The organism is Pyrococcus woesei (genome assembly GCF_050496105.1).
GTDB classification, from domain to species: domain Archaea; phylum Methanobacteriota_B; class Thermococci; order Thermococcales; family Thermococcaceae; genus Pyrococcus; species Pyrococcus furiosus.
Map to the genome: position 1 here is coordinate 57,088 of NZ_CP179867.1, position 24,429 is coordinate 81,516.

26 protein-coding genes and 3 tRNA genes are annotated in these 24,429 nt (G+C 40.7%); 7 read left to right on the forward strand and 22 right to left on the reverse strand.

Annotated elements, in window-relative coordinates; translation table 11 throughout:
• Positions 1 to 29: 29 nt before the first annotated feature.
• On the reverse strand, positions 30 to 1,076 hold the full coding sequence (locus ACMFNG_RS00340; protein ID WP_011012694.1) for a M42 family metallopeptidase: 1,047 nt from the start codon (positions 1,074 to 1,076) through the stop codon (positions 30 to 32).
• A gap of 109 nt (positions 1,077 to 1,185) precedes the next feature.
• On the opposite strand from ACMFNG_RS00340, the gene ACMFNG_RS00345 reads away from it, so the two are divergent.
• Genes ACMFNG_RS00345 through ACMFNG_RS00355 form a run of 3 tightly spaced genes read left to right on the forward strand, consistent with a single transcriptional unit; the run spans position 1,186 to position 3,913 of the window.
• Complete coding sequence (locus tag ACMFNG_RS00345; RefSeq protein WP_011012695.1) at positions 1,186 to 2,364, forward strand: hypothetical protein; 1,179 nt, start codon at positions 1,186 to 1,188, stop codon at positions 2,362 to 2,364.
• Positions 2,361 to 3,389 (forward strand): RNA 3'-terminal phosphate cyclase, encoded by a 1,029-nt coding sequence (rtcA, locus tag ACMFNG_RS00350; protein WP_011012696.1) that lies wholly within the window; start codon positions 2,361 to 2,363, stop codon positions 3,387 to 3,389. The genes ACMFNG_RS00345 and rtcA overlap by 4 nt, the downstream gene beginning before the upstream one ends.
• An 11-nt stretch (positions 3,390 to 3,400) precedes the next feature.
• The gene (locus ACMFNG_RS00355) at positions 3,401 to 3,913 is read left to right on the forward strand and encodes a metallophosphoesterase (RefSeq protein ID WP_011012697.1); all 513 of its coding nucleotides are present in this window, start codon (positions 3,401 to 3,403) and stop codon (positions 3,911 to 3,913) included.
• Here the strand turns inward: ACMFNG_RS00355 and ACMFNG_RS00360 are convergent.
• Positions 3,910 to 5,184: a TIGR00375 family protein gene (locus tag ACMFNG_RS00360; RefSeq protein ID WP_011012698.1), complete on the reverse strand. Its 1,275-nt coding sequence runs from the start codon at positions 5,182 to 5,184 to the stop codon at positions 3,910 to 3,912. The two genes, ACMFNG_RS00355 and ACMFNG_RS00360, sit on opposite strands and share 4 nt — an antisense overlap.
• 51 nt (positions 5,185 to 5,235) lie before the next feature.
• Here ACMFNG_RS00360 and ACMFNG_RS00365 point away from each other — a divergent pair, with 51 nt between their 5' ends.
• Genes ACMFNG_RS00365 through ACMFNG_RS00375 form a run of 3 tightly spaced genes read left to right on the forward strand, consistent with a single transcriptional unit; the run spans position 5,236 to position 6,871 of the window.
• Positions 5,236 to 5,664: an archease gene (locus ACMFNG_RS00365; RefSeq protein ID WP_011012699.1), complete on the forward strand. Its 429-nt coding sequence runs from the start codon at positions 5,236 to 5,238 to the stop codon at positions 5,662 to 5,664.
• A gap of 13 nt (positions 5,665 to 5,677) precedes the next feature.
• Positions 5,678 to 6,613, forward strand: a complete 936-nt coding sequence (locus ACMFNG_RS00370) for a tRNA (cytosine(49)-C(5))-methyltransferase (protein WP_011012700.1) — start codon at positions 5,678 to 5,680, stop codon at positions 6,611 to 6,613.
• A 6-nt stretch (positions 6,614 to 6,619) separates the two neighbouring features.
• On the forward strand, positions 6,620 to 6,871 hold the full coding sequence (locus ACMFNG_RS00375; protein WP_011012701.1) for a hypothetical protein: 252 nt from the start codon (positions 6,620 to 6,622) through the stop codon (positions 6,869 to 6,871).
• On the opposite strand, the gene truD is transcribed toward ACMFNG_RS00375, so the two are convergent.
• From truD to psmA, 20 genes are all read right to left on the reverse strand, one after another.
• Positions 6,868 to 8,091, reverse strand: coding sequence for a tRNA pseudouridine(13) synthase TruD (truD, locus tag ACMFNG_RS00380; protein WP_011012702.1), 1,224 nt, complete (start codon positions 8,089 to 8,091; stop codon positions 6,868 to 6,870). The two genes, ACMFNG_RS00375 and truD, sit on opposite strands and share 4 nt — an antisense overlap.
• A gap of 10 nt (positions 8,092 to 8,101) precedes the next feature.
• A complete protein-coding gene (pth2, locus tag ACMFNG_RS00385) occupies positions 8,102 to 8,461 on the reverse strand; it encodes a peptidyl-tRNA hydrolase Pth2 (RefSeq protein WP_011012703.1) in 360 nt (119 codons plus the stop codon).
• Positions 8,462 to 8,473: 12 nt separating this feature from the next.
• Entirely contained in the window at positions 8,474 to 9,307 is an 834-nt protein-coding gene (locus ACMFNG_RS00390; RefSeq protein ID WP_011012704.1) for a universal stress protein, read from the reverse strand.
• A gap of 67 nt (positions 9,308 to 9,374) precedes the next feature.
• On the reverse strand, positions 9,375 to 10,022 hold the full coding sequence (rpsG, locus tag ACMFNG_RS00395) for a 30S ribosomal protein S7 (protein ID WP_011012705.1): 648 nt from the start codon (positions 10,020 to 10,022) through the stop codon (positions 9,375 to 9,377).
• A gap of 6 nt (positions 10,023 to 10,028) precedes the next feature.
• Entirely contained in the window at positions 10,029 to 10,472 is a 444-nt protein-coding gene (locus tag ACMFNG_RS00400) for a 30S ribosomal protein S12 (protein ID WP_010867743.1), read from the reverse strand.
• 10 nt (positions 10,473 to 10,482) lie between these two features.
• Entirely contained in the window at positions 10,483 to 10,920 is a 438-nt protein-coding gene (locus ACMFNG_RS00405; RefSeq protein WP_011012706.1) for a NusA-like transcription termination signal-binding factor, read from the reverse strand.
• 8 nt (positions 10,921 to 10,928) lie between these two features.
• Positions 10,929 to 11,228 carry a 50S ribosomal protein L30e gene (locus tag ACMFNG_RS00410; protein ID WP_011012707.1) on the reverse strand — a complete coding sequence of 100 codons (300 nt, stop codon included), beginning with the start codon at positions 11,226 to 11,228 and terminating at the stop codon, positions 10,929 to 10,931.
• A 3-nt stretch (positions 11,229 to 11,231) separates the two neighbouring features.
• Positions 11,232 to 12,425, reverse strand: coding sequence for a DNA-directed RNA polymerase subunit A'' (gene rpoA2, locus ACMFNG_RS00415; protein WP_011012708.1), 1,194 nt, complete (start codon positions 12,423 to 12,425; stop codon positions 11,232 to 11,234).
• A 10-nt stretch (positions 12,426 to 12,435) separates the two neighbouring features.
• Positions 12,436 to 15,168, reverse strand: a complete 2,733-nt coding sequence (locus tag ACMFNG_RS00420) for a DNA-directed RNA polymerase subunit A' (RefSeq protein ID WP_014835440.1) — start codon at positions 15,166 to 15,168, stop codon at positions 12,436 to 12,438.
• Between the two features lie 3 nt (positions 15,169 to 15,171).
• The gene (locus tag ACMFNG_RS00425) at positions 15,172 to 18,525 is read right to left on the reverse strand and encodes a DNA-directed RNA polymerase subunit B (protein WP_011012710.1); all 3,354 of its coding nucleotides are present in this window, start codon (positions 18,523 to 18,525) and stop codon (positions 15,172 to 15,174) included.
• Between the two features lie 20 nt (positions 18,526 to 18,545).
• Positions 18,546 to 18,794: a DNA-directed RNA polymerase subunit H gene (locus tag ACMFNG_RS00430; protein WP_011012711.1), complete on the reverse strand. Its 249-nt coding sequence runs from the start codon at positions 18,792 to 18,794 to the stop codon at positions 18,546 to 18,548.
• 103 nt (positions 18,795 to 18,897) lie between these two features.
• Positions 18,898 to 18,974 (reverse strand) — tRNA-Thr (locus tag ACMFNG_RS00435).
• A gap of 49 nt (positions 18,975 to 19,023) precedes the next feature.
• Complete coding sequence (locus tag ACMFNG_RS00440; protein ID WP_014835441.1) at positions 19,024 to 19,644, reverse strand: hypothetical protein; 621 nt, start codon at positions 19,642 to 19,644, stop codon at positions 19,024 to 19,026.
• 22 nt (positions 19,645 to 19,666) lie between these two features.
• Positions 19,667 to 19,744: transfer RNA gene (locus tag ACMFNG_RS00445), tRNA-Pro, on the reverse strand.
• A gap of 2 nt (positions 19,745 to 19,746) precedes the next feature.
• Positions 19,747 to 19,823: transfer RNA gene (locus ACMFNG_RS00450), tRNA-Thr, on the reverse strand.
• A 49-nt stretch (positions 19,824 to 19,872) separates the two neighbouring features.
• Positions 19,873 to 20,706, reverse strand: coding sequence for an exosome complex protein Rrp42 (gene rrp42, locus ACMFNG_RS00455; protein WP_014835442.1), 834 nt, complete (start codon positions 20,704 to 20,706; stop codon positions 19,873 to 19,875).
• On the reverse strand, positions 20,696 to 21,448 hold the full coding sequence (gene rrp41, locus ACMFNG_RS00460; RefSeq protein WP_011012714.1) for an exosome complex exonuclease Rrp41: 753 nt from the start codon (positions 21,446 to 21,448) through the stop codon (positions 20,696 to 20,698). Before rrp41 ends, rrp42 begins: the two co-directional genes overlap by 11 nt.
• The gene (gene rrp4 / locus ACMFNG_RS00465; protein WP_011012715.1) at positions 21,423 to 22,217 is read right to left on the reverse strand and encodes an exosome complex RNA-binding protein Rrp4; all 795 of its coding nucleotides are present in this window, start codon (positions 22,215 to 22,217) and stop codon (positions 21,423 to 21,425) included. Before rrp4 ends, rrp41 begins: the two co-directional genes overlap by 26 nt.
• Positions 22,214 to 22,924 (reverse strand): ribosome assembly factor SBDS, encoded by a 711-nt coding sequence (locus tag ACMFNG_RS00470; RefSeq protein ID WP_011012716.1) that lies wholly within the window; start codon positions 22,922 to 22,924, stop codon positions 22,214 to 22,216. Before ACMFNG_RS00470 ends, rrp4 begins: the two co-directional genes overlap by 4 nt.
• Positions 22,925 to 22,957: 33 nt before the next feature.
• A complete protein-coding gene (gene psmA, locus ACMFNG_RS00475; RefSeq protein ID WP_011012717.1) occupies positions 22,958 to 23,740 on the reverse strand; it encodes an archaeal proteasome endopeptidase complex subunit alpha in 783 nt (260 codons plus the stop codon).
• A gap of 160 nt (positions 23,741 to 23,900) precedes the next feature.
• Between psmA and ACMFNG_RS00480 the strand changes: the two genes are divergently transcribed.
• Entirely contained in the window at positions 23,901 to 24,401 is a 501-nt protein-coding gene (locus tag ACMFNG_RS00480; protein ID WP_014835443.1) for a hypothetical protein, read from the forward strand.
• Positions 24,402 to 24,429: the final 28 nt, after the last annotated feature.

A 24,429-nucleotide genomic window follows, 5' to 3' on the forward strand; every position in this document is an offset into this window, starting at 1 on the left:
ATCACCTAAAAAATAAGGTAAGAGAGTAATTAAATCTTTAGCTCGTGTATATGTTCAAGAACTTTTACCATCAACTTTACACTTGCATCAACGTCTCTCTCATCTACAACCTCTGCATTTGAGTGTATGTATCGTGCAGGAATACTTACAGCACCTGTTGGAACTCCAGCCCTAGTTAAGTGAATAGCCCCAGCGTCTGTACCTCCTCCCAGCAGAATATCCCACTGGTAAGGAATCTCGTACTTCTTTGCCAGTTCCTCCATCCACCTAACAATTGTTGGATGGCAGATTACTGAACGATCCATTATCTTGATTGCAGTGCCCTTTCCAAGTTGAGTAACTTGCTTGTGCTCTGGTGTTCCTGGTACATCTGCAGCTATAGTAACATCAATGGCAAAACCATAATCGGGATTAATTCCAAAGGCACTTGTCCTCGCACCTCTTAACCCAACCTCCTCCTGCACTGTGGCCACAAAGTAGATATCTGCCTTCGTATCTTGAAGCTGTCTTGCAGTTTCAATTAAAGTGTATACAGCTATCCTATCGTCAAATGCTATGCTGACAAATCTGTGTTTCCCCAGCCTCTCAAGTCTCCCATCCCAGGTTACTATTGTTCCTATTTTTACTCCCAACTCCTCGGCCTCTTCCTTGCTCTCTGCTCCAATGTCTATGAATATCTGATCCCAATCTGGAGCTTTCTTCCTATCTTCAGGCTTCTGTATGTGTGGAGGAACACTACCTCCAACTCCGTAGATAAACTTTCCTTTGTCTATCCAAACTTTAAACCTCTGAGCAATTAATGTCCTTGGATCTATTCCTCCTATTGGAGCAACTCTGAGAAATCCATTCTTTTCTATATGCGTGACCATCAGTCCAATTTGATCCATATGGGCCGCTATCATTACTTTTGGACCTTCCCCTTTCTTGTGAGCAATAACGTTTCCGAGTTTGTCTACATTTACTTCATCCACATAGTCCTTTATCTCTTCAATAACGACATCTCTAATTCCCATGAACTCATATCCTGAAACTCCCGGAGCCTCTACTACCTTTTTTAAAAGCTCATAGTCCACCATCTTCCTCCCCCCATTTAGATGATCATCTAAGTGTTATTTTCTCATTATATAAGGATTTTGGGCGAGACTTTTAAGGAGAAACTACGTAGATAATTTGAGGAGAGCTAATATGAGCGAGAGTATTAATAATATCACAAAACCAAAAGAAAGAAGAGATTTTGTAGTAATGGCTGGTATGAGGAAAGACGGAACTATCGATTTCATTAAAGTCTATGCCTTAAATGAAAAGCTTGCCATTGAAGTTCTTGAAGCTTTTCTGAAGGAGAATAACATTCATCCTTCAGATTTCATTGTAATTCAAAGAGGATATGAAGATGTTAAAGATAAAAAGGCAATAACTACAAGAAGCGAAGAAGAGTTATCTGCCATGTTAGGACGACTAGGACTTAGGTTAGTTTCTAATGGAGTATTGTATACAGATGGTATAGATAAGTTATATCAGATAACTGCGATATCTAGAGAGCTTTTTGAAAGCCTCCAGAAAGAAAAAAGAGAGATATTTGAAGATGTCCAAGAAAAGATTACTTTCAACTTTTCTAAGGTAGATTTACCTGAAAAGTACGTGAAAAAACTTAGACTACTTGAGCTCATGGAAGATACCATTATTTTTAACATGGCGGAGCTCGAAATTCCAAATCTTCTGAAAGCAATAGTAGAGGGAACAGTGCTAATTCCAAGGTTCCTTGAAAAAGAAGACCTAATAATAAGAATATTTGATGAAGAACTCCACGAATACAGAGGCTCTTACTTTGATAAGGTTTTAATAAAGCCTCCAATAATTCATTGGGATTTTTATCTAGATAGCTTGGAAGACTTCTCATTTAAGAAAGTGGAGGAAAGTATCTATATAGCTCCCCTCTTTTTGAGAGCTACTGGTGGATTTTTGATCCTTACAGAGCCTCCAGAAGACCTTGTAAAGACATTGCTCAAACTAAAAAAGAGAGGAGAAGTGAGAACTATATTGGAAGGAAAAAGAATAACAATTCCAATAAATTTCACACTAATTGTTGACACCAGACATCCCGAAAGATATGCTGGGTTAAAGTTTCCAATTAGAATTAACTTGCCTCCCTTAGATGATGAAACTTTCCTTAAAGTCCTAGAAACAAACCTGGGAATAACTCCTCCAACCGAGATAGTGCGGATATTTCCTCCAGACTACAAAACGTTTCTTGGCGTAGAATTAATAAAAAACTTATTTGAAAAATTAAAACTCACCGAGAAGGGCAAAGATGAAGTATCACTTTTAAAGGAAGCTGCTACTATCATCACTGGGGGCACGCCATGATAATAATAGACGGAAGTTATGGCGAGGGTGGAGGACAGATCTTGAGAACCTCCATAGCACTCTCAGCCATAACTGGAGAACCCGTGAAGATTATAAACATTCGAGCAAACAGACCAAACCCTGGACTTAGACCACAACATCTAAACGCAATTTTAGCTTTGAAAAAACTAGCAAATGCTAAAGTCGAAGGAGCTGAAGTAGGGTCTAGAGAAGTAACTTTCATCCCAGGGGAGCTAAAAGGAGGGGAAATAAGGGTAGACATAGGAACTGCGGGTAGCATAACCCTTGTTCTCCAGGCCCTCCTTCCCGCAATGGTATTTGCAAAAGATACTGTAGAATTCAAAATAACAGGGGGAACAGACGTCTCCTGGAGTCCACCTGTGGATTATCTTATAAATGTCACAATGTTCGCCCTAAGGAAAATTGGAATTGAGGGAGAGATAAAACTTCTTAGAAGGGGACACTATCCAAAAGGAGGAGGGATAGTAGCGGGTTACGTGAAACCCTGGATAGAGAGAAAGGAGCTAATAGCGGAAGAGTTCGAAAATATATACAAGGTCTCGGGAATAAGTCATGCAACTAATTTACCAGCCCATGTAGCTGAGAGACAGGCAAAAGCCGCCATGGAAGAACTAAAGGTTCTTGGAGTTCCAATTGAAATAAAAAAGGAGGTTTCACACTCCTTAGGCCCAGGAAGTGGAATAGTTGTATGGGCTGAAACCGAGTGCCTAAGATTAGGTGGAGATGCTCTAGGCAAAAAGGGGAAACCAGCCGAAGAAGTAGGAAGGGAAGCAGCCCAAGAGCTTTTATCCCAGGTAAAAACCAAGGCCTGTGTGGATAAGTTCCTTGGAGACCAAATAATTCCCTTCCTAGCAATAAGTGGAGGAAAGATTAAGGTTGCAGAGATAACAAAGCATTTAATTACAAATGTTTGGGTTGTAGAGCAATTCTTTGGTAAAGTTTTTGAAGTTAAGGGAGGAGTTGGTGAAAAGGGAGAAGTTAGAGTAGTTAGGAAAGCCTGGTAGGGTGAGGAAAAATGAAAGTCGGAATAATGAGTGATACTCACGACAATTTGGAAGCAATAAAGCTTGCCGTGGAGTACTTCAATGAAGAGGGGGTTGATTTAGTTTTGCATGCAGGAGATTATGTAGCCCCATTTGTGGCAAGAGAACTATCGAAACTAAGTGCACCTTTGAAAGGAGTTTTTGGAAACAACGATGGAGAAAGAAAAATGCTTGAAGAGAAGCTTGGAATAAAAGATGAAATACTAACCCTTGACATAGACGGGCTAAAAGTAGTACTCTTGCACGGAACTGACGAAAGGGTTGTAGAGGCTTTCGCAAGAAGTCAAATGTACGATATTGTAATTAGGGGCCATACTCACAAATATGGAATTCAAGAAGTTGGAAGAACTCTGATTGTAAACCCAGGGGAAGTTTGTGGGTATATAACAGGAATTAAAAGCTTTGCAATTCTCAACACAAGGGAAAGAGAAATTAAGATTATAAACCTAGAAAACAGAGAAATCTTAGGGATAATGAGCATTTAATTTACCTCTTTATTTTTAATATATTGAAGCAGGGTCCTCTGCTTAGGTTTCGGCAACTCGGCTTCTCCTCCCGATATCTCAATACTATTCAAATCTTCAATTTTAGCCTTTAGAATTTCTTCTGGGATCCTTATCTCTCCGTACTTACCTCCCCCTCCTGGGACTATAATGAGTTTGTTATTCCTATATGCCCATATCGCCTTCGCAACTCCTTCATGAACACTAGCTATTGATTCTATTGGCAAATCTATCAGCACTCTTATTTCACTTCCAAATTCCCTAAGGAATCTATTCCATAGAAGCTTAACAGCCTTACTTTCAATTCCCTTCCCAAGTACCATAGCTATAATCTCAGCCAAAGGAGCTAACCTAACATATGGAGGCCTATCTTTTGGTTTTTCACTCGTATCTGCCAACTCAAGAATTCTGTCTCTTACCCCCTTTTTGATAATTCCTCCACACTTGGGACACTTCCAACTGAGGGAAACCGCATCTTGAAGTGTGTATTTTGTATAACACCTACTGCAGGCAGTTAAATGATATTTCCCAAGCCTTGGATCTAAACCAGCATTTAACATGATCTTTCTCCCACCTACCCCCTTTATTGCTTTTCTAATTTCCTCAAAAGTCACATCTTTAACTTCAAATCTGTTAAACTCCCTTCCCAATCTATGGGGGTTCGGGGAATGAGCATCGGAATTGCTCAAGTATGGAATTGAATGGTGAGCCTTTATCATGTCAGCCATGTCACTATCCGCTGAAAGTCCTAACTCCAGAAAATCTATTTTCGCATCTCCATATGCATCTTTCAACGAATCATATTCCTTATACAAGCTTGTCCAAGGTGTGAAGGCATGAGCGGGGCCTATTAAAATATCTAACTCATTTGCCATTTCAGCAATTTCTTCGGCTGTTAAATTTAAGTTAGGCCTACCCTCACTCTCAATATTTGTGGAGTATATCTTTACTTTCTCCCTAAACTCTCTCACCTGGGACAATGTTGGGAATATAAGAAGATGGTGAACTCTTCTTTTATCCTCAACCTCACAGGTTAGTATGAACTTAACCCCGTTAACTTCAAAAGTACCATCATCAATAGGCTTTGAGTGTTTTAATAACTCCTTTTCCCAGTGAGGGTTTAGACTATCCCCCGTCCCTACTAAGTTGAGACCCTTAAGTTTTGCATTTTCAGCAATTATTGGGAAGGTCATGAGCTTGGAAACTGCTTTAGAATAGTGAGAATGAATGTGAAGATCTCCATCAACTATCATGGAGAGAAATCATTAAAGTCAGTTTATAATTTTAACTTAGGGGGATGAAAAATGAGACAGTGGGAACACTATGAACATACGGCTGATATAGGAATTAGGGGCTATGGAGACACACTTGAGGAGGCTTTCGAAGCTGTGGCATTAGCTCTCTTTGATGTAATTGTAAATGTTAGAAAGATTGAGAAAAAAGTGGAAATAGATATTGAAGTAGAGGGAGAGGATTTAGAAAGCTTGCTATATTCATTTTTAGAGGAACTATTATACCTCCACGACATAGAGGGACTTGTTTTTGGAGACTTTAAAGTAAAAATAGAGCAGAAAGACGGAAAATATATATTAAGGGGAAAGGCCTACGGAGAAAAATTTGATCCAGAGAAACACGAGCCAAAGGAAGAAGTCAAGGCAATAACATATCACGACATGAAAATAGAGAGACTACCAGATGGAAGATGGATGGCTCAGCTAGTTCCAGACATATGATGGAGGTGTAAAAGTGGAGTATTTAGAAGAATTCAGAAAAATAAACGAAAAATTAGTGGAGAGATACTCAAAACTTGACGAAAGCGAAGACTTTTGGAAGTATCTGTATAAACCCCTCCGCCCTAGTATAAGGATAAACACGTTGAAAGGCCATCTAAACGAGATTAAAAGCTTACTAGAAGAGAAGTTTGAACTAGAACCAATACCATGGACTAAAGGAGAGGGGTTCTTCATAAAGAGATATGAAGTAAACTTCGGAGAGCTAATTGAATACTCGCTGGGCCTTATAATTCCCCAGGAAGCAAGTTCAATGATACCTCCCGTCGTCCTAGATCCACAACCTGGAGAATTAGTTCTAGATATGGCTGCAGCACCTGGGAGCAAAACAACCCAGATAGCCCAGTACATGAACAATGAAGGTTGTATAATTGCAAATGATGCAAAAAGAGACAGGGCAAACATACTGATATCAAACCTCAATAAGGCTGGAGTTCTAATTGCAAAAGTGACTGTCAAAGATGGAGCATACTTTAGAAGATATGAAAACACATTTGATAAAATCTTATTAGATGCTCCATGCTCCTCCGTTGGGATGATAAGGAAGAACTTCAAGTTTGCACGAACTTGGAGCATGGGGAAAGTTTACTATCACTCAAAGCTCCAAAAGAGACTAATACTTGCGGCATACAAAGCTCTAAAGCCGGGGGGAGTCTTAGTGTACTCCACATGTACAGTGGATCCTCTAGAAAACGAGGAAGTGGTGGATTTCTTGCTCCAGAAAACTGACGCAAAACTTGAGAAGATTAACCTCCCATTAAAATCAACTGAACCGGTGTTGGAGTGGGAGGGCAAAAAGTATTCTGATGAACTTAAGAAGACCCTTAGAATACATCCCCAAGATAATGATACGGAAGCGTTTTATATTGCAAAGATAAGAAAACCTAGGTGAATGATTATGCTTGTAAAGAAGAAGGGTGTATTCACTGAACTTGACGCTCAAAAAGTAATAGAAATGGCAAGTAAAAGCATGGAAAAAGAAATAATTGTCATGGCATACAAGGTTACAGAGGAAGCAAAAAGAAGACTTTGGGATTACCAGAGAGCTGTAAGTTTAATGGCCGATTTGACAGGAGAGAAAAGAGAGGTAAAAGTTGAGATCCTGGAGGGTTATGTGAGTGACAAGGTTAAGGGAATAGAACTGGATTAGTTTTTCATTATCTCCCTTAAAACGCTTGTTGCGTAAACTCCTTTAGGAAGGAAAAACCTAAAGATAACATCCCTATCCTCAACTTTGTATGCAAATTTCATTGGCCTTATCAGTAATTCCCTTCTTCCCCCAGGCTCCCTCATTGGTTTTGGAAGCTTCTTAAAGTATTCAAGTTTGACTCCCGCTTCTTCTAAAATCTCTTCCTCCAATCTTCCAGGAATTCCCTTTCCTTTTCTGTACATATAGCCAAAAATAGGGCCAGAAACCATCGCCTCACCTTCTTTAATTTTTCTATTAACAAAATCAACGTTATTCTCGGTGACTCTATACGTTCTCTTTCTCAAGGGTATGCCTTTCTTTACTTGAATAACTATATCACCTGGGAGAGCTTTATTTAAAGGAAGTCCCTCTTCAATTCTCCTAGAAAGATAAAGGTTAAAGAGATAGGACTGGAAGGAGTGAATAAATATCCTCAGTATCGGTCGAGGAAGAACTAAAAATGCTTTCTTCCAGCTACCTGTTTCTTTGTATCTGTAGAGCATTGCTCTCTCATATCTCAAGAAGTTTGGAAACTCCCTAAGAGCAAGATCAACATCCTTAGTCTCCAGAAATTTTCTTCTAGCTTCATCTCCTTCCATTCCTTTTCCTGGGAATCCCAAAAATACTTCCGCAGCCTCTTCATATTTTCCCAAGAGAAGTAGCTTGCCAACAACATGATTTACACTCCTCTTTTCACCAAACCTTTGTATGCCAAAATAATTTGGAAAGCCTCCCTTTTCTTTGGCTTCTTCAATTACACTTGGCAACAGTGAGGGATTGGATTCTCTAACCCTAATCTTAAAGAAGTTCCCCAGGAGAAAGCCAAGCTTTAGAGGTCTTCCATATCCAACGAACTTGAGCTCAATATCTCTAATTTTCACCTCTTCCAAGTTAACATCTCTACAAATGCTAATATACTGGTAAGTCACAGCATGTCGATCTTTGGTTCCTGCAAAGCCAATTTCCGAATAATGAACTCCTACTCGTTTTGCAATCTCCTTTATTGCGGCCATGGTTTCCCAATTTTTCTTCTTTAAAATATATATTTTGCATTTCCCAGCTTTAAAAATGGACTTTGGAATAACCTCTTTAACTATGAAATCTTCGGGATATACCTTAATTTTCCCACCTATCCCAGGAGAAGTTGTCAAGTACTTCAGCCCTCCAACAGGATCACTCATACTCTTCTACCTATAGAAGTTTTAAATGTCCTGTCACCTTATCTACAACTTCCTCTGGCCCAGGCCCTATGGCTAAAACTGTTATTGTTCCTGGAGGAATTTCAGTTAGCCCTGCATCTCTTATTAAAGCTGTAGGAAGACCTAGCTTTTCGGCTTCACTTTTCAGTTTAAATAACTCTTCCTCGTTTTGGGCCTTGACAACAACTTTTTTCTGCCCCTCCCTGAACCATGCTTCGAACCACTCTCTCTTCTTTTTGTATGCCTCAAAGGCCGCAGTAACGGCACCATGAGCCACTTGAACTGCCAGCTTCCCTTTACTTAGTTTAAGATCACTCCTAGCTACGATGACTTGTTTGTATCTAAATCCCACAAAAATCACCTCTCATTCACATGGAATTAAGAGGGTAGGCAATTTGCAATCTCTAATTACTCTTTCAGCAGTGCTTCCAAGAAGTAGATCCTTTAGTACACTTCTTCCCTTCTTCCCAATAACAACAAGTGTAACATTATTATCTATGGCCGCACCTATTATTCCTTTAGAGGCTATTCCAGCCTGCACTTCTATTTTTGTTTTCCATGGTAAAAGTTTGCCATATTTAGATAGCTTTTCCTTAGCGTTTTTGATGTTATTTTCTAACTCCTCAACCTTTCCATAATCAACAACGTGGAAGAGAACAGCCTCCCTAACACCTGGAAGATCTTTAATAGTTTCAATAATTTTTTCTGAGCATTTAGAGAGGTCTAAAGCTACTAGTGGCTTCTCGAATATTCTAGAACAGTCTTGGAGAGATTTAATTTCCCCGTTTTCAACCTCATATCTAAGGAGTAAAACTGGTTTGTGAGTTATTCTCGCTAAGTTTGAAGCAGTACTACCCAAAAGCATCTGCCTTAATATGTTCTCTCCCTTTGAGGGGATTATAATAAGATCCACGTTTTCCTCCTTTGCCACTTCTGAAATTTCTAAAGAGGGAATACCAATTCTCACGATTGGTTTTACCTTAATACCCTTCTCTCTAAGCTGACTAGCCAAATTGTTCAACTCTTCTTTATCTACTTCAGCTAATTCAAGAGCTCCGATCTCTGAGGCCGTTATGTCAACTACATGAAGCAATATTAACTCACTACCCTCTCCAATTCCTAAAATAATGCTCGGAACACATTCGGTTAATGCCTTTTGAGAAACTTCAGAAAAATCTGTTGGATAGAGTATCTTCATTTACATCCCCAATTATACTTAAGGGGAGAAGGTATAAGAATTTTATGTGGAAAAGACAAGAGAAGAGCTAACGTGAAGATTCGGCAATTCTCTCGATTTCAAGCTTCTTACTGTATGCGTAGCTCTTTGGATCCTTGTTAGCTGCAAGAATTATTTCCTCTGCTAAAGCTTCAGCAAAGCTCATCTTGTTTCTATAACACTTTGCTGAAGCTCCGAGGGCTATGTTTCTAAGTGCAACATCTAGCCTTCTCATTGGAGAGATATCTACTGCAACGTGGTATCTTATACCACCGAACATTACGCTTGTAGTATCTTCTCTCGGCGCAGCATTTTCAATTGCCCATACTAGAACTTGAATTGGATTCTTCCCTGTTCTTTGCTCGATTATCTTAAAGGCCTCTTTAACGACTTCATAAGCCTTAACCTTTTTGCTGTTGAGGGATCTGTGCTCTCTTCTCATGAAGTGTCCTGCCACCTTGTAGTGGCTTCCACCACTTCTCATTATCTTGTTTATTAACCTCTCGACAATGTGAACATTGGCCTTCCCAAAGTGCTTCTTCGCATGTCTTCCATGGGTGTGGGGGAGAAGTCTTGGCTCAAGGTTTATGTAGGGCTTAAGAGAGGGATCTCTAACCTCAACGTCCTCTGTTGACCATCTTCCCATGACTTTTATTTCATGAGGAATAAAGAATCTCTCGTTTAGTGGCTTTGCCATACCTCTTCACCTCCTGGGCTTTTCTTTTCTACCCTTCACTAATTCCTTTAGGGAAACTCTGTTGACTTTGACTACCTTGTATCTAATTCCTGGGATGTCACCCATTGAACCACCCTTTGGACCACCGATACCCTCAATAATAACCTCGTCGTGTTCGTCTATGAACTTAATTGCACCATCACCAGGACAGAATGCTGTTACTACTTTACCGTTCTTGATTAGCTGCACTCTTACAGCCTTTCTCATTCCAGAGTTCGGCTGCTTTGCCTCAACTGCAATCTTCTCTAGTACAATTCCTCTAGCCTGAGGAGCACCTTCAAGTGGATCGCTCTTTTCCTTTAGCCTGAGGACTCTTCTCTTGTATCTGATATCGCTCCACCTAAACTTCTTTCTCTTGAGCTTGAGTTTTCTACCAGCAAATTCACCATTTGGAGCTTTCTTACCAGGCATGATCTCACCCTCAAATTATTATTACATCTTCAATCCCATGGTGTCTTTCCATTAACTGTTTAACAATATTAATGTTACGTCCCCCTCTTCCGATTGCTCTCGGCTTATCACGTGGGTTAACATCAAGGAGGGCAACTTTCTTACCGTCTCTCTTTTCAGTTATATGGACTTTTTTAACCTTTACGCCCATTGTTCTGTAGATGTTCTTTATGAATTCCTCTGGGTTCTCTGAATGTTCAACTAAATCGATTTCCTTTCCAATTAATCCCTCTATCCTTCTTACGTTTATTCCCCCTCTTCCTAAGGCTAAACCCATTTCCCCCTTCTTTATGACATAAATTAGCTTATTCCTCTCTTGATCAATTAAACAATCCAGCACTGTAGCTCCCGTAAAGCTCTCGAAAAGAGCTATGTACTTTATTTGGTCAGTCGTTAATTTTAGTGGCATTTCTCAACTCACCTCTTGGCTATTGCTAGAATCTTGCTTTCTCCTGGGTCAACAATTGCAAGGGATGCCACCACAAATGGCTTTCCTAAAAGGGTTCCAAGTTCAACACTTGTTCCTTCAAACTCATAAACTGGGATGTCACTGAGCTTTGCGTAGTAGTAGATGTCATCCTTTATTTCCTTGGGAGCATTCTTTGCCACTATAATTAGCTTTGCTCCTCCAGTCTTTGCTAACCTAATTGTTTCATTAGAACCGAGGACAACTTTTCCAGTTTCCATAGCTTTTCTAAGCTCAAATGCTAAATCCATCTATCACACCTCCTCCTTTTCTTTCTGTGGTCTTAGTGGTAGTTTCATAGTTAACTTAACCATGCCCGTTCCCACTGGAACGGGCTGCCCGATTAAGACGTTTTCAATTACACCGTTTAAGTTGTCAACTTCACCTTTTTCAGCAGCCTCAAATAAGTGCTGGACAGTAATCTCGAAGGCAGCTCTTGCAAGTACACTACTCTTCTCTCCAACAACTCCATGTCTACCAATTGGCCTCACTATCCCATCTAAAGTCATCATGTCTGCAACGAGCATGATGTGCCTTATATCTACTTCTAGACCTTGTTCCTGCATTGTACTCACTATTTCATCAATTATTGCATTTCTTGCGGCCTCTATTCCAAGCACCTCTGCAATTTCGTGTATGTTATTTGTCCTAGTTCTTGTCGGATCTACACCCGGGACTTTTAAGACTTGCTTAAAGTTGGAGCCTTCAGTGTATATTACGTACTCGTCTCCCTCTTTCCTCACTATTGTTTTACCGACGCCCGAGAGACCCTTAAGACGGTGCTTTTTAATCTTTTCGGCAAATCTTCTGAGGTCAGAAATCTTATCTGCCTTCTTTGGCCTTACAATTAGGGTATACCCATCAACCTCAAACTCAGCGCTCTTGAATGAACTTTCTAGCTTTTTGACTACTTTTTCCATAGTAAGTCCACTTCTCTCGAGCCTCTCAGGATCAATTTCAACTATAAATTCAAAGTTTATTAAGTCCAAAGTTGTTGATCTGGCAAGATTTTCTAAAGTTGTTCCTTCAATTCTTCTAGCCACTTCCTCGGCCTTTGCCCTGTCATATCTGTGTTCCTCATCTAAGTATACAGTCATCATGGGGGTTGATGGATTTTTCCTAGCATCCACGATTTCTATAATTCTTGGCAAACCTAAAGTAACGTTAATTTCAGCAACACCTGCATAGTGGAAAGTGTTGAGAGTCATCTGGGTTGAAGGTTCTCCAATAGACTGGGCAGCAACAGTACCAACTGGCTCCCCAGGTTCAACTAATGCCCTTTCATATTCTTTTACAACATCATCAATGATTGCCTCAATTTCAGCCTTCGTTAATTTGTACTTCTCGTTATACTTCTTAAGCTTCTCATAAAGTTCAGATTTCACATTTTCAGGAAGATTTGCTCCCTTCTTTTCAATTAAAGATTTAATAGTAGAAAGAGAGACCATAGAAACCACCTCACACCTTCGCCTTGTTATTTCCTCTCATCTTTAAGAGAGTCCTCACAATAATTCTATCTACATCAACTGTCTTGCCTCTCCAACTCTTCATTGGATCAACTCCATCCTCACCGTACTTGAACTGAACAATGATTCCTTCTGGACTTCTAACTGTACCATCATACTCAACCTTTAGGTCTTGTAGAGCGTTAATTAGTCTTCTCTGCATGTAACCGCTCTGGGCTGTTCTAACTGCGGTATCTACGAGACCCTCTCTACCACCCATTGCGTGGAAGAAGTACTCTTGAGGTGTTAAACCGCTCTTGTAAGAGTTTACAACGAAACCTTTCGCTCTTGCCCCAAGATCCCCGGGCTTAAAGTGACTTAGCACTCTACCTCTGAATCCTCTATAGAGTCTCTTTCCTCTAATTGACTGTTGACCGAGCAGAGCAGCCATCTGGGTAATGTTCAGGATTTTACCTCTAGCTCCAGTCTTTGCCATTATTACAGTATGGTTGTCCATACCCAGGTACTTCTCTGCAACGGCACCTGCATTATCTCTAGCCTCGGCAAGAACTGCCATTATCAAGCTCTCCAGGGTATCTTCAAGGCTCTTTCCTGGGAGAGGTTCCAGCTCACCTCTCTTATATGCCTCTATAAGCTTGTTAACCCTTTCTTCGGCTTCTCTGATTATCTCTCTTATTCTATCCCTAGCTTCTTCTGGAAGGTCTTCGTCATCTATGCCCGTTGTAAATCCTTTGTGGGTAATTACCCATATTGTTAGCTTTGTAACTTGATCAAGGAATTGTCTGGCTCTCTCTACGCCATATTCTCTCACAATCAAGTCAAGGATAATTCCATCCTCTCTACCATAGGCCTTCTTGTCAATAGCTCCACTTAAGAGCTTTCCATTCTGAATGTACACGAATCCATCGTAAGCAAGCTTTCTTACTTCCTCCGGATCTGGCATTAACTTCTCTTCTATCAGCTTCTCAAGAGCTTCACAACGCTCGGGCTCGTCACACAGCTTATTCCTATACCACACTGTCAGGTCTTCTGGAAGTAAGAGAGAGAATATTGTCTTCCCACTCCACAGTGGATTTCCATTCTCGTCATACTTATCGGGTTCTGGGAGTTCTGTTATATCTACACCAGCGAACATCAACATTTGCTCAACTTCGTCTCTCGTGAAGTATGCGCCCTCCCTAGTTAACAGATAGCCTCCAGAGATGTGATCTTGAATTCCACCAATTATTGGACCACCATATCTTGGAGAGATTATGTGGTTTTGAACTTCCATTAGAATCCTAGCCTCAGCTTGAGCTTCCTCCGTTTGTGGAACGTGCAGATTCATCTCATCTCCATCAAAATCAGCATTGTATGGTGGACATACAGCCAAGTTGAGACGGAATGTTCTGTAGGGCATGACCCTTACTCTGTGAGCCATAATGCTCATTCTGTGTAATGATGGCTGTCTGTTAAACAGCACTATATCTCCATCCATTAGATGCCTCTCAACTGTCCATCCTATGTCCAGTTGATTGGCGAGAGTTTCCTTGTTGCTATCCATGATTCTCCTTCTTCTACCCTCGGGGTCTATCACGTAGTTAGCTCCGGGATATTTGTCTGGGCCATTAAGGACCATTTTCCTTAGTCTCTCAATATTAAATTCAGTGACCTTTTCTGGAACTGTTAATTCCATTGCGACTTCAACTGGCACTCCAACTTCGTTTATGCTTATCATTGGGTCTGGACTGATAACTGTTCTAGCTGAGAAGTTGACTCTCTTACCGCTCAGGTTTCCTCTAAATCTACCTTCTTTTCCTTTAAGTCTCTGAGCTAGAGTTTTTAATGGCCTACCACTCTTGTGCTTGGCAGGAGGAACTCCTGGAGCTTCATTGTTAATGTAAGTTGTAACGTGATACTGCAAGAGATCCCAGAGATCCTCAATAATCAACTGAGGAGCTCCAGCTTCTATATTCTGCTTTAGCCTGTTATTTATCCTTATTATGTCAACAAGTTTATGAGTTAAGTCATCTTCAGCTCTTATACCGGTCTCCAAAGTTATAGAAGGTCTAGCAGTTACTGGGGGAACAGGCAAAACTGTGAGAACCATCCACTCTGGTCTTGATTTTTCTGGGTCAAGTCCCAGGAGGGGTAAATCCTTGTCAGGTATTTTTTCTAACCAATCTCTAACTTCAGTTGGCATCAATCTGTGCCTATATTCATTTCCTTGCTCATCTTTTCTAATTTCCCAGTAGATTGTTGGTTTTTCGAATTTTATAGGATACTGAGGAGCTCCACAGTGAGGACATACCATTCTCTCTTTTGCCTTTTTGTGAATCTCTTTAATAATTTCATTAAATTCACTTCTTCTATTTCTCGCTAGTTCAATTTTCTTCATGTACTCTTCGATTTCCTCATCTGTGAGTTTTATTCTTCCACATTCTCTACATGTACTTTCCAAGATTCTATAGATCGTCTTTGCAAATCCTACGTGAATAACAGGACGAGCAAGTTCAATGTGACCAAAGTGTCCTGGACATTCTCCTGCCCTTCCTCCACACGTTTCACATCTAAGTCCTGGGTCTATTACCCCCATTCTTTTGTCCATTACTCCGCCTTCTATTGGATAACCATCGTCATCGTAAGTATCTGGTACTGTGACTTCCACAGCACTCATTTTTCTAATTTCTTGAGGAGAGAGGATGCCAAACTCAATACTTCCAATAACTTTTTTCATGGATTGCATGGTTCACACCCTCTCTGAGAGGTTTAACTTAGGTCTAATAACCATGGCCTTCAACTCATCAAGCAACAATTTGAACGCGTAGCTCATCTCTACTTTGCTAATTCTTTCTTCTTCTCCACAAACAGGACAGTAGACTCTTCTTCTTCTCTTGTCCTCTAGTGCTATGTGTCCACAGTTCTCACATACCCATACTTCAGTCTTATCGCTCTCCTCAAGTAAACGCTCTATTAGTAACATGGCAGCTCCATGGCCAACAAGAACGTCTCTCTCCATTTCTCCAAATCTTAGACCACCCTCTCTTGCTCTACCTTCCGTCGGTTGCTTAGTTAGAACTTGGACAGGACCTCTTGAACGTGCATGTATCTTATCTGCAACCATGTGGTGGAGCCTCTGATAGTAGATCACACCAATGAATATATCAGCCTCTAATCTCTTCCCTGTTATACCATCATACATTATTTCTCTACCCGTATGCTTGAATCCAAGCTCTTCTAGCTCTTTTCTTAGCTTCTCTTCTGGTTCTCCGATAAATGCTGTTCCATCAACTCTCCTTCCCTTAAGTGAAGCAACCTTACCACCTATAGCTTCAATTAGCTGACCCACGGTCATTCTTGATGGTATACCGTGTGGATTAACTATGAGATCGGGTACAATTCCACTCTCGGTCCAAGGCATGTCCTCCTGGGGCACAATAAGTCCAATGACACCTTTCTGCCCATGTCTTGAAGCGAATTTGTCTCCGAGTTCTGGGATTCTCAAGTCTCTCACAGTAACCTTAACTAACTTAGTTCCATCTCCCGTCTCGGTTATTATTACTTTATCAACAACTCCCTTCTCACTCGGCCTTACAGCCACACTAGTCTCTCTTCTCTCCTGAAGAGACACAGTTCCAAGACCTCTCTCTTCAAGGAACCTTGGTGGAGAAGTTCTTCCTACTAAAACGTCCTTCCCCTCGACTTTTGATTCTGGGAATATGAGACCATCTTCATCAAGGTTTCTATAGTACTTTTCTCCTCTGTAACCTCTTACAGTAGGATCCGGAATTTCAAACTTGTCAGTCTGACCTCCAAGGTATTTCTTCTCCTCAGCTTCATACGTTCTGAAGAAAGTTGATCTGGCGAGTCCTCTCTCTATGGAGGCCTTGTTTATTATGATAGCATCCTCCATGTTATAACCTTGGTAAGCCAAGACTGCAACCACGAAGTTCTGACCAGCAGGCCTATCCTCATATCCTACTGCTTTCATTATTCTTGAGTTCACCAGTGGAATCTGTGGATAATGAAGTAAGTGACCTCTAGTATCTACCCTAATTCTAAAGTTTGCCCATCCAAGTCCAAGGCTCTGCTTGGCCATACCTGCTCCATACGTGTTTCTTGGAGCTGCGTTGTGTTCAGGATAGGGAACAAGGGAAGCCGGTAGGCCAAGAATGGCTGCAGGCATTAATTCTAAGTGAGTGTGCTCTTCAGTAACTTCCCAGGGCCACATTGCAACATATGCGTTTTCCTCCTCTTCTGCGTCAAGGTATTCGATAATTCCCATTTTAATTAAGTCACTCCACTTGAGCCTTCCTTCTTTAACTGCTTGAACATGCTCTTTAGTTAGTTTAGGAACGCCATTTTCAACAATGATTAGAGGCCTTCTAACCCTACCATCGTCGCTGTTAACGTAGACTTCTTTAACGTCCTCATAGTATGCCACATTGATAACATCGCTGATCTTTCCACTTCTTCTGTCTTGCCTAATTCTCTGAACTAAAGCTTTTCCATCCTCTATTGTTCCGATGAGGACACCATTAAGGTAAACTCTCCACAATGTTGGATCTGGTCTTCTAACTTCAATTGGAACTATTCCCAAAGACATTAAGTACTCCCTAATCTCCTCTTCAGGAACGGCTGTTGTTATTTGAGCCATCAATGCTAAATTCTTCACAAGACCACAGTTTGGACCTTCAGGAGTCTCCGTTGGACAAATTCTTCCCCAGTGAGTTCCGTGAAGGTCTCTAGCCTCGAAGTGGGGCTGTTCTCTGTCTAGTGGAGACGTGACTCTTCTAAGGTGGGATAATGTAGACATGTAGTTAGTTCTATCTAGCAACTGACTGACACCCGTTCTCCCACCAGGCCAAGCTCCAGTTGCAAGAGCATGTTCAATTCTCTCGGTGAGAACGTCTGGCCTTATGGAGTTCCTAATAAATCTATGGATGTTTCCAAAAGTATATTTGTCCCCTTTTCTTTGGTATGTCTTGGTCATTTGATATTGTATGTCTTTAACAAGTTGAGAAAATGCTACACGGAACAAGTCCTTTAGAAGATCTCCAGCCAGCCTTAGCCTCTTATTTGCATAATGATCTTTGTCATCTTCAGGTCTTCTTCCGAGGGAGAGCTCGATGACCTTAAGAGCCATCATTCCCAGGTAGTAAGCCTTCTTTATTCTATCCTCTGGAGAAACACCCATGTGAGGCAACAAGTTGTTATCAATTACATATTCTGCCCTCTTAAGTCTGTATTCTCTGGCCTGCCCAGGAGCTACAAGCTTACCTATGAATTCAAGAGCCTCTTGTTGGGTAGTTATATCGCTGGCATCCTCAAGGTTATCAAACATAATTTGTTGAACTTCTGGATCATTACCTACTGCCTCAACGATATCCTTATCTCTCTCCAGCCCAAGAGCTCTCATCACATAAACGAATTTAACAGGCTTAGGTACGTTAGGTATATCAACGTAAAGAATTCCATCCTTTCTTCTCTCAACAGCAACTAAAGCCCTATACCCATGTCTATAAGAAAAGACCTTTGCTATGTACTTTTCTTGCCTTTCGTCCTTCTCTACCAAAGTCCTATTGGGAGCTATGTCTTCAATAGAGACTATAACTCTTTCAGAACCGTTGATTATGAAGTAACCACCTGGATCCTTGGGATCCTCTCCAAGCTTTATTAATTCTTCATCGCTAAGTCCGTACAGCCTACAAACTTTAGATTTTAGCATTATTGGAAGTTCTCCAATTCTAACCTCTACTGGATCTTGCTCAACTCCTTTTATAACTGGAATCATTTCTAGGTAGAGTGGTGCGGCGTAGGTTAGGTTTCTTATTCTTGCATCCATTGGATAAAGGGGCTTTCTTTGACCATGAGGTTCTTGAAACTCGGGTTCTCCTACTCTAATCTTACCGAACTTTACTTCAAAGTCTGGAATATCCGGCTTTATTCCACCAAACTCATTTACCACCTCTTGAAGTCCTCTCTCAATAAAGGCATTGTATGAGTCAAGATGCTGTCTCACAAGCCCTTTCTCTTGCCAATAGCTCTCCATTACAATCCAAAGATCGTCGGGAGTAACATCTACAACAGTCGGACCTCTCATTTTCTCACCCCTTCAGAACTTTAGTCTTCAACAACAACCCTATAGTAGTAGTAGACACCCGCAGTTGGACTTTTCCTTTTAATTTCGATAACATCTCCCGGCTTAGCTCCCAAAGCTTTTACAGCAGGATCGCTAGCTTTGATTTGAGGTAATTGAGCTAAGGTAATTTTGTACTTTTCTAGCAATGCTTTCTTTTCCTCTTCACTAAGTACTCTATGTTCAGGTACTAACACATGATCAAATATGCTAAATTCCTTTTTCCCCGCCACGGAGAATTGCCCCCCAAAAAGTTTTTACAAATGTCATCTACACCAGCCCTTTAGTCTCTAGTATATAAGCTTTACTCAACCTTAATAAACATTATTAAAAACATGGAGCCCCGGCCGGGCTTTGAACCCGGGACCTGCCGCTTACCAAGCGGCCGCTCTACCAGGCTGAGCCACCGGGGCATTGTCGGAGTTTTCTCGCTCGAGAGGATATATAAGATTTTCGGTCAAGTTAAGCAGCTCCTCCCCTCATACCCCACAAGAACATTGTGAACTCAAAGTCATAGGCCTTAGTTAAGAAAGTTGCTGGGCTATATGGATAGTATATGTAGAATTTCCTCAAACCTATAATTCTATGGGAATCCTTAGGATCAACTTTATAGTCCCAAACTTCAACGGCGGGAATAGGGGCTAGGGATCTTATGATAACTACCGAATTCACGCTTTCAAATCTACCCTTTGAGGGGTTGTATTTTCTATCAACTAATCTAAATGCCATCATAAGTCCAGCTCTTGGCATTCCGTACGATTTTATTGCTGTTATATTAAAATGGTAATCTCTATTTCTTTCCATTTCAGAGATTAGGCAGGAAGATGTTAAACAGACCCCTGTTCTTGTCAAAGAGTATACGTAAAGGTAATCATTTGTCAGCTTAAACTGAAGGAGGGAGGTTATTAATGAGGATATGAAAATCGCTATTATAAATGCTTTTAGAACAGATCTCCAGTACCTCCTTACTATGTAATTCCACTTAATTCTTAGAGTTACTAGAAGAACTGCAGGAATCAATGTATAGTAGAGGACCATGCTAAATATATATCCCCCAAATGTTGGAAAATGATCAAAGTACATAGATAACACCCGAAATTACTTTTGGTGGGGCCGCCGGGATTTGAACCCGGGTCACGGGCTCCCAAAGCCCGCAGGATGGGCCAAGCTACCCTACGGCCCCATTGGAGCCCGGGGCGGGATTTGAACCCGCGACCTGGGGATTACAAGTCCCCCGCCCCACCAGGCTAGGCTACCCGGGCTCTAAAGGTCGAAATGAAAGGAAGAAGTTAAGTTTATAAATATTTCCATTTATTCCTCAGAGTTATTTGCCTTCTCTAGAGCATTTAATATTATTTTTCTGATCTCTTCGGCCTTTTTGAAAGCTGTTTCAACAGCATACATAACTTCCTCTAATTTAAAGGCTCCTCCCTCGCTTTTTTGGACTGCAGATATGTGGCCTGTTTCGTCAGTGGTTATTGTAAGTCTGCCATCCATAATCTGCTCTTCCTCTAAAGTTGGATCAACAACCAAGTAGTTTCCAATCTTAGCAAAGGTCACTGGAATTGGTATTTTTTCTACAGGCAAGGGCTCTTTCTCCTCAAGGATCTCAACTTCTCCAGTTTCTTCATTATACAAAACTTTTGGAACTCTTGCATTTAACAAAGCAGCTATAGCTCCGATTCCAATGGCATCCATAAGGTTGCCGTCGTGGTCTAGGACATGGACATCGATAAAGACGACTCTCACAATCTTGCCCGGAGCTATAACCATTTTCTCCAAATTCAATGCTCTGCTTTCCCTTATCCCTCTGTCAATAACTCTTGCAAGTTCAATTGCCCTTTCATCAGGAGGCCCAGGCTCAAATGTTGGAGAGGCAAGAGGTACTAGCTCCACGTTAGTTGTCATGACACCCATGTTTGGGGTATCTGGGAAAGGCTCTCCGAGCGTTGCCTTTATCCCAACTAAAACTTGAGTATTTCCAAGTTTCACAAGTGCGGATCCTTCTGCCTTCTCTATTACTCCAACTTCAACTTCTATAGGCCTATAATCTTCAAATCCTCTATCATCAATTCTTTTTTTCTCTTTAAGGAGATTTAGAATATAATCCCTCATTATTCCAGCAACAATCTCGTCATTGCTCACTTCCCTCAACCTCCTGGGCTATTTTAAGGTATTTTTCTTTAAGAGCTTCCCTCTGTTTTTGATAAACAGCCTTTGCTCCCTTTATTGCTAATTTTACTGCTTCTATGAACTCTTCCTTTGTTAGATAACCGTCCATCTGAAGAAGGGTTATGTCATTCTTTATAGGCATAATAGCTACTGGTACATCTGCCTCACCGTAGTTATCTTCTTCCTTATTTAGATCAAGCACTATTTCTCCCTCAATTTTTCCAGCACTACACGCTGCAACGAGATCTCTCATTGGTATCCCCGCATCAGCGAGTGCAAGAGATGCTGCAGTTATTCCTGCAACTCTAGTTCCAGCATCAGCCTGAAGAACTTCTATAAACACATCGATTGCAGTTCTTGGAAACATTTCAAGAATTAATGCAGGTTCAAGAGCTCCTCTGATTACCTTGCTTATCTCAATACTTCTTCTGTCCGGACCTGGCTTTTTCCTTTCTTCTACGCTAAAAGGAGCCATATTGTATCTAACTCTTAGTATGGCCCTATCAGGTCTTTGAAGATGCTTCGGATGAATTTCTCTAGGCCCATAAACAGCGGCAATTATCTTATTTTTTCCCCACTCAATGTATGCAGACCCATTTGCATTCTTTAAGACACCGACTTTCATTTTAATAGGCCTGAGCTCATACTTTTTTCTACCATCAAGCCTTCTACCATTCTCATCAATTAGTTTAAGGCCCTCTGGCTTCAACATCATTTTCCATCACCGTTTCTTCCTGTGTTTCCTCCTCTAGGGAGGGAATTTCTTCTATAACTCCCCGTTCCTTTAATTCTTGCAATTTTGAAAGAAGCATATTTTTTATTCTATCAGTCAACCCTCTTGTGTGGCTTTCTCGCTCTATCTTGAGTATTGCCTCTATGGCGAGCTTCTCTAGCTCAGGATTTTTACTACTTATCCAAATCCAGCCGTTTTGGCCAACTATAATTCTGCTCTGAGTTAGCTTTTTGATCATATTAATCATTGATCCTCCCTTTCCTATTACTCTTGGAACCTTTGATGATGTAATCTTGATTATTTGTCCTCCCCTAAGAGGCCCCCCATTAAATGGCATGCCCTTTGTCGTTAGCTCTATGTTATTGACCTCATTAATTCCCTTTACCTTGGCGTAAATAATATCCCCTATATCAAAGAATTTCCTTAGATCTGTCCTCAGGAGGTCTATTTTTTCATCTGTATAGTCCTGAATTTTCAAAGTTGCAGAATAGGGAGAACCTATGTCAACGGTCCAGCTTGAGAATTTAACGTCGACAATTTTCCCAAGTACATTATCCCCAACTTCAGGTATATAGGGCCCCTCTAAGGGGATAACTCTGATTGTGTTTCCCTTTATGTCTACAAGTCCTATTACCGTTGAGTATATCCTTGAACCTTCTTTGAAAGTTCCTCTCCCATTTTTATAAGGCCCTTGGGCCAATAGCGTTCCAGGTACTACTAATTCTCTATTTTGAACAAAAATTCTCCTCATAACCCCTTCCTCTCTATTAGTTTAGTTTGAGCACTGCTCTTTGTAAGGGCATTTAGCTTCTCGTAAAACTCCTCCTCAACTCCACCTGGGATTTCAATTAAGAACATCCAAGAACCATCACTGCCCCACTCCTCCTTCTTAATTGTTCCAAACTTTCTTACTTCACCATAGGCTTTACCCACGTACTCCCCTGGGATCTTAACTGCTATTACCTTTGTCTCAATTCTAAGCGGGAGAACTTGTCGAATTGCTTTTATAACATCTTGAACTTGGGCTTCCGCATCTTTGAATATATCCACTCTCACTCCCACTTCTTCCATAGCCCTAAGAATTCTCTCTACTGGATGTGGATATCCAGTTCTTGGATCTACTGCATTTCTATGAATTATAGTAGCTATTTGCCTCTTCTTTTCCTCAAGCATCTCTCTTCTCTGTTGAGCAGTGAGCTGGATTTCCCCTTTTCTTAAAATTATCTTAGCTACTTCATAAGGATCACTTGTTCCAAAAATTTTCTCCATTTCATGCTCACTAGCTTTATCGCCCTTGTGAGCATCCTTAAACACATATGGAGTTGCTAAAATTTCTTCTATTGGAACATCCTTACCTTCTCTAAAGTCTCTAGCAAGATAAGGATCGACCAATATTTCAAAAACTTCTCCATGAATTTTTAATCTTGCGATCACAGCCTTATCAACACTAATTGGCATTCCCACCACCTCCAAATAAAAATTAGAGAAAAGTCAGTAGTTGCTATCCAGCTCCGAATAATCCTCTTCCTTTTCCTTGACTTCTTCCTCTTCAACTTCTTTTAGCACTTCCGACAGGTACTTTTCTATTTCATCCCTAGTAAGTTTTCTAAACTTTTTGTCCTTTACAGTTATTACAGCCACTTCTATATTATCTGCACTAGGATTTTCCATTGTCTTTGCCAGTGCCATCAAAGCCAGCTTTATTGCATCTTCTAAATTCATGTCATCTCTATATTTTTCTTCGAAAATTGCCATTGCTGTGTTCCTTCCACTTCCTATAGCTACAGCTTTCCAAGCAAAATATGCACCACTTGGATCTGTCTCATAAAGCTCTGGTCTGTCATTTATACCCGCCATTAAAAGCGCTGCTCCAAATGGCCTTACGCCTCCATACTGAGTATGCATCTGCTTAAGGTCACAGATTTTTTTGACTATAACTGAAACTGGTGCTGGTTCACCATATGTTAGTCTATAAATTTGAGCTTCTAATCTTGCTCTGTTAACTAGAACTCTCGCATCGGCTATAATACCACTTGAAGCTGCAGCGATGTGATCATCAATTTGAAAGATCTTCTCATAACTGTCAGGTTCAATTAACCTGCTCGTTATCCTTTTCTCAACAGCTAAGACAACACCCTCGCCACACTTAACTCCCACAGCTGTAGCTCCTCTTTTTACTGCTTCCCTTGCATAATTTACTTGGAATAATCTTCCATCTGGACTAAAAACTGTAATTGCTCTGTCGTACCCAGCCTGAGGTGGAACAAATGCCATTCCGTTCACCTCCAAGTTAGCTTTATCGTGGAGTGTTTATATACCTTCCGTGGAAGCAAAGGTTTATATCTCTACCCAAAGGTATATTTGATGACATGGAAACATTTTTAATAATAATGTACCTAAAAGTATAATGTTGAACTTTGTTGGAGGGAGGCTCATGTGGGGGAAGATTGAACATTATTTTGATGAATATCCAGTTAGAAAGTTAATAGCAAAAACCTTGCTGAGGTATGGGCTAAGAGTCTCAGAGGACATGAAAATTAAAGCTGGTGAAATTGAAGTTCCCTATACTAAAATAGCAAAAGCATTAAACGTTGACAGGAGAGTTGTTAAAGAGACCGTAGCAATGATACTCAAAACACCAGAACTTAGAGATATCTACATGAACCTTGAACCTACAGTACATATGAAATATGTAGGAAAGCACGTGGGATATGGTGTCATAGAAATAGAACCTGAACCTAGAGCTATTGGAATTCTGGCTAAAATCGCTCAAAAGATAGCAGAAAGAGAGATAAACATTGTACAGGTTGTTGCCGAAGATCCTGAACTTTATCCAGAGGCAACACTTACAATAATTACTGAAAAACCCATCCCAGGAGATTTAATTAACGAACTATCAAAATTAGAAGGCGTAAAGAGAATATCGATCTATTGATTCTTTGAGCATTCTTTGAGATTTTAGT

Excerpts from the sequence above, each read along its gene's own strand:
- ACMFNG_RS00340 (WP_011012694.1), bottom strand. The coding sequence starts at position 1,076 with ATGGTGGACTATGAGCTTTTAAAAAAGGTAGTAGAGGCTCCGGGAGTT.
- ACMFNG_RS00345 (WP_011012695.1), top strand. The coding sequence starts at position 1,186 with ATGAGCGAGAGTATTAATAATATCACAAAACCAAAAGAAAGAAGAGAT.
- rtcA (WP_011012696.1), top strand. The coding sequence starts at position 2,361 with ATGATAATAATAGACGGAAGTTATGGCGAGGGTGGAGGACAGATCTTG.
- ACMFNG_RS00355 (WP_011012697.1), top strand. The coding sequence starts at position 3,401 with ATGAAAGTCGGAATAATGAGTGATACTCACGACAATTTGGAAGCAATA.
- ACMFNG_RS00360 (WP_011012698.1), bottom strand. The coding sequence starts at position 5,184 with ATGATAGTTGATGGAGATCTTCACATTCATTCTCACTATTCTAAAGCA.
- ACMFNG_RS00365 (WP_011012699.1), top strand. The coding sequence starts at position 5,236 with ATGAGACAGTGGGAACACTATGAACATACGGCTGATATAGGAATTAGG.
- ACMFNG_RS00375 (WP_011012701.1), top strand. The coding sequence starts at position 6,620 with ATGCTTGTAAAGAAGAAGGGTGTATTCACTGAACTTGACGCTCAAAAA.
- truD (WP_011012702.1), bottom strand. The coding sequence starts at position 8,091 with ATGAGTGATCCTGTTGGAGGGCTGAAGTACTTGACAACTTCTCCTGGG.
- ACMFNG_RS00390 (WP_011012704.1), bottom strand. The coding sequence starts at position 9,307 with ATGAAGATACTCTATCCAACAGATTTTTCTGAAGTTTCTCAAAAGGCA.
- rpsG (WP_011012705.1), bottom strand. The coding sequence starts at position 10,022 with ATGGCAAAGCCACTAAACGAGAGATTCTTTATTCCTCATGAAATAAAA.
- ACMFNG_RS00400 (WP_010867743.1), bottom strand. The coding sequence starts at position 10,472 with ATGCCTGGTAAGAAAGCTCCAAATGGTGAATTTGCTGGTAGAAAACTC.
- ACMFNG_RS00405 (WP_011012706.1), bottom strand. The coding sequence starts at position 10,920 with ATGCCACTAAAATTAACGACTGACCAAATAAAGTACATAGCTCTTTTC.
- ACMFNG_RS00410 (WP_011012707.1), bottom strand. The coding sequence starts at position 11,228 with ATGGATTTAGCATTTGAGCTTAGAAAAGCTATGGAAACTGGAAAAGTT.
- rpoA2 (WP_011012708.1), bottom strand. The coding sequence starts at position 12,425 with ATGGTCTCTCTTTCTACTATTAAATCTTTAATTGAAAAGAAGGGAGCA.
- ACMFNG_RS00420 (WP_014835440.1), bottom strand. The coding sequence starts at position 15,168 with ATGCAATCCATGAAAAAAGTTATTGGAAGTATTGAGTTTGGCATCCTC.
- ACMFNG_RS00425 (WP_011012710.1), bottom strand. The coding sequence starts at position 18,525 with ATGAGAGGTCCGACTGTTGTAGATGTTACTCCCGACGATCTTTGGATT.
- ACMFNG_RS00440 (WP_014835441.1), bottom strand. The coding sequence starts at position 19,644 with ATGTACTTTGATCATTTTCCAACATTTGGGGGATATATATTTAGCATG.
- rrp41 (WP_011012714.1), bottom strand. The coding sequence starts at position 21,448 with ATGATGTTGAAGCCAGAGGGCCTTAAACTAATTGATGAGAATGGTAGA.
- rrp4 (WP_011012715.1), bottom strand. The coding sequence starts at position 22,217 with ATGAGGAGAATTTTTGTTCAAAATAGAGAATTAGTAGTACCTGGAACG.
- ACMFNG_RS00470 (WP_011012716.1), bottom strand. The coding sequence starts at position 22,924 with ATGCCAATTAGTGTTGATAAGGCTGTGATCGCAAGATTAAAAATTCAT.
- psmA (WP_011012717.1), bottom strand. The coding sequence starts at position 23,740 with ATGGCATTTGTTCCACCTCAGGCTGGGTACGACAGAGCAATTACAGTT.
- ACMFNG_RS00480 (WP_014835443.1), top strand. The coding sequence starts at position 23,901 with ATGTGGGGGAAGATTGAACATTATTTTGATGAATATCCAGTTAGAAAG.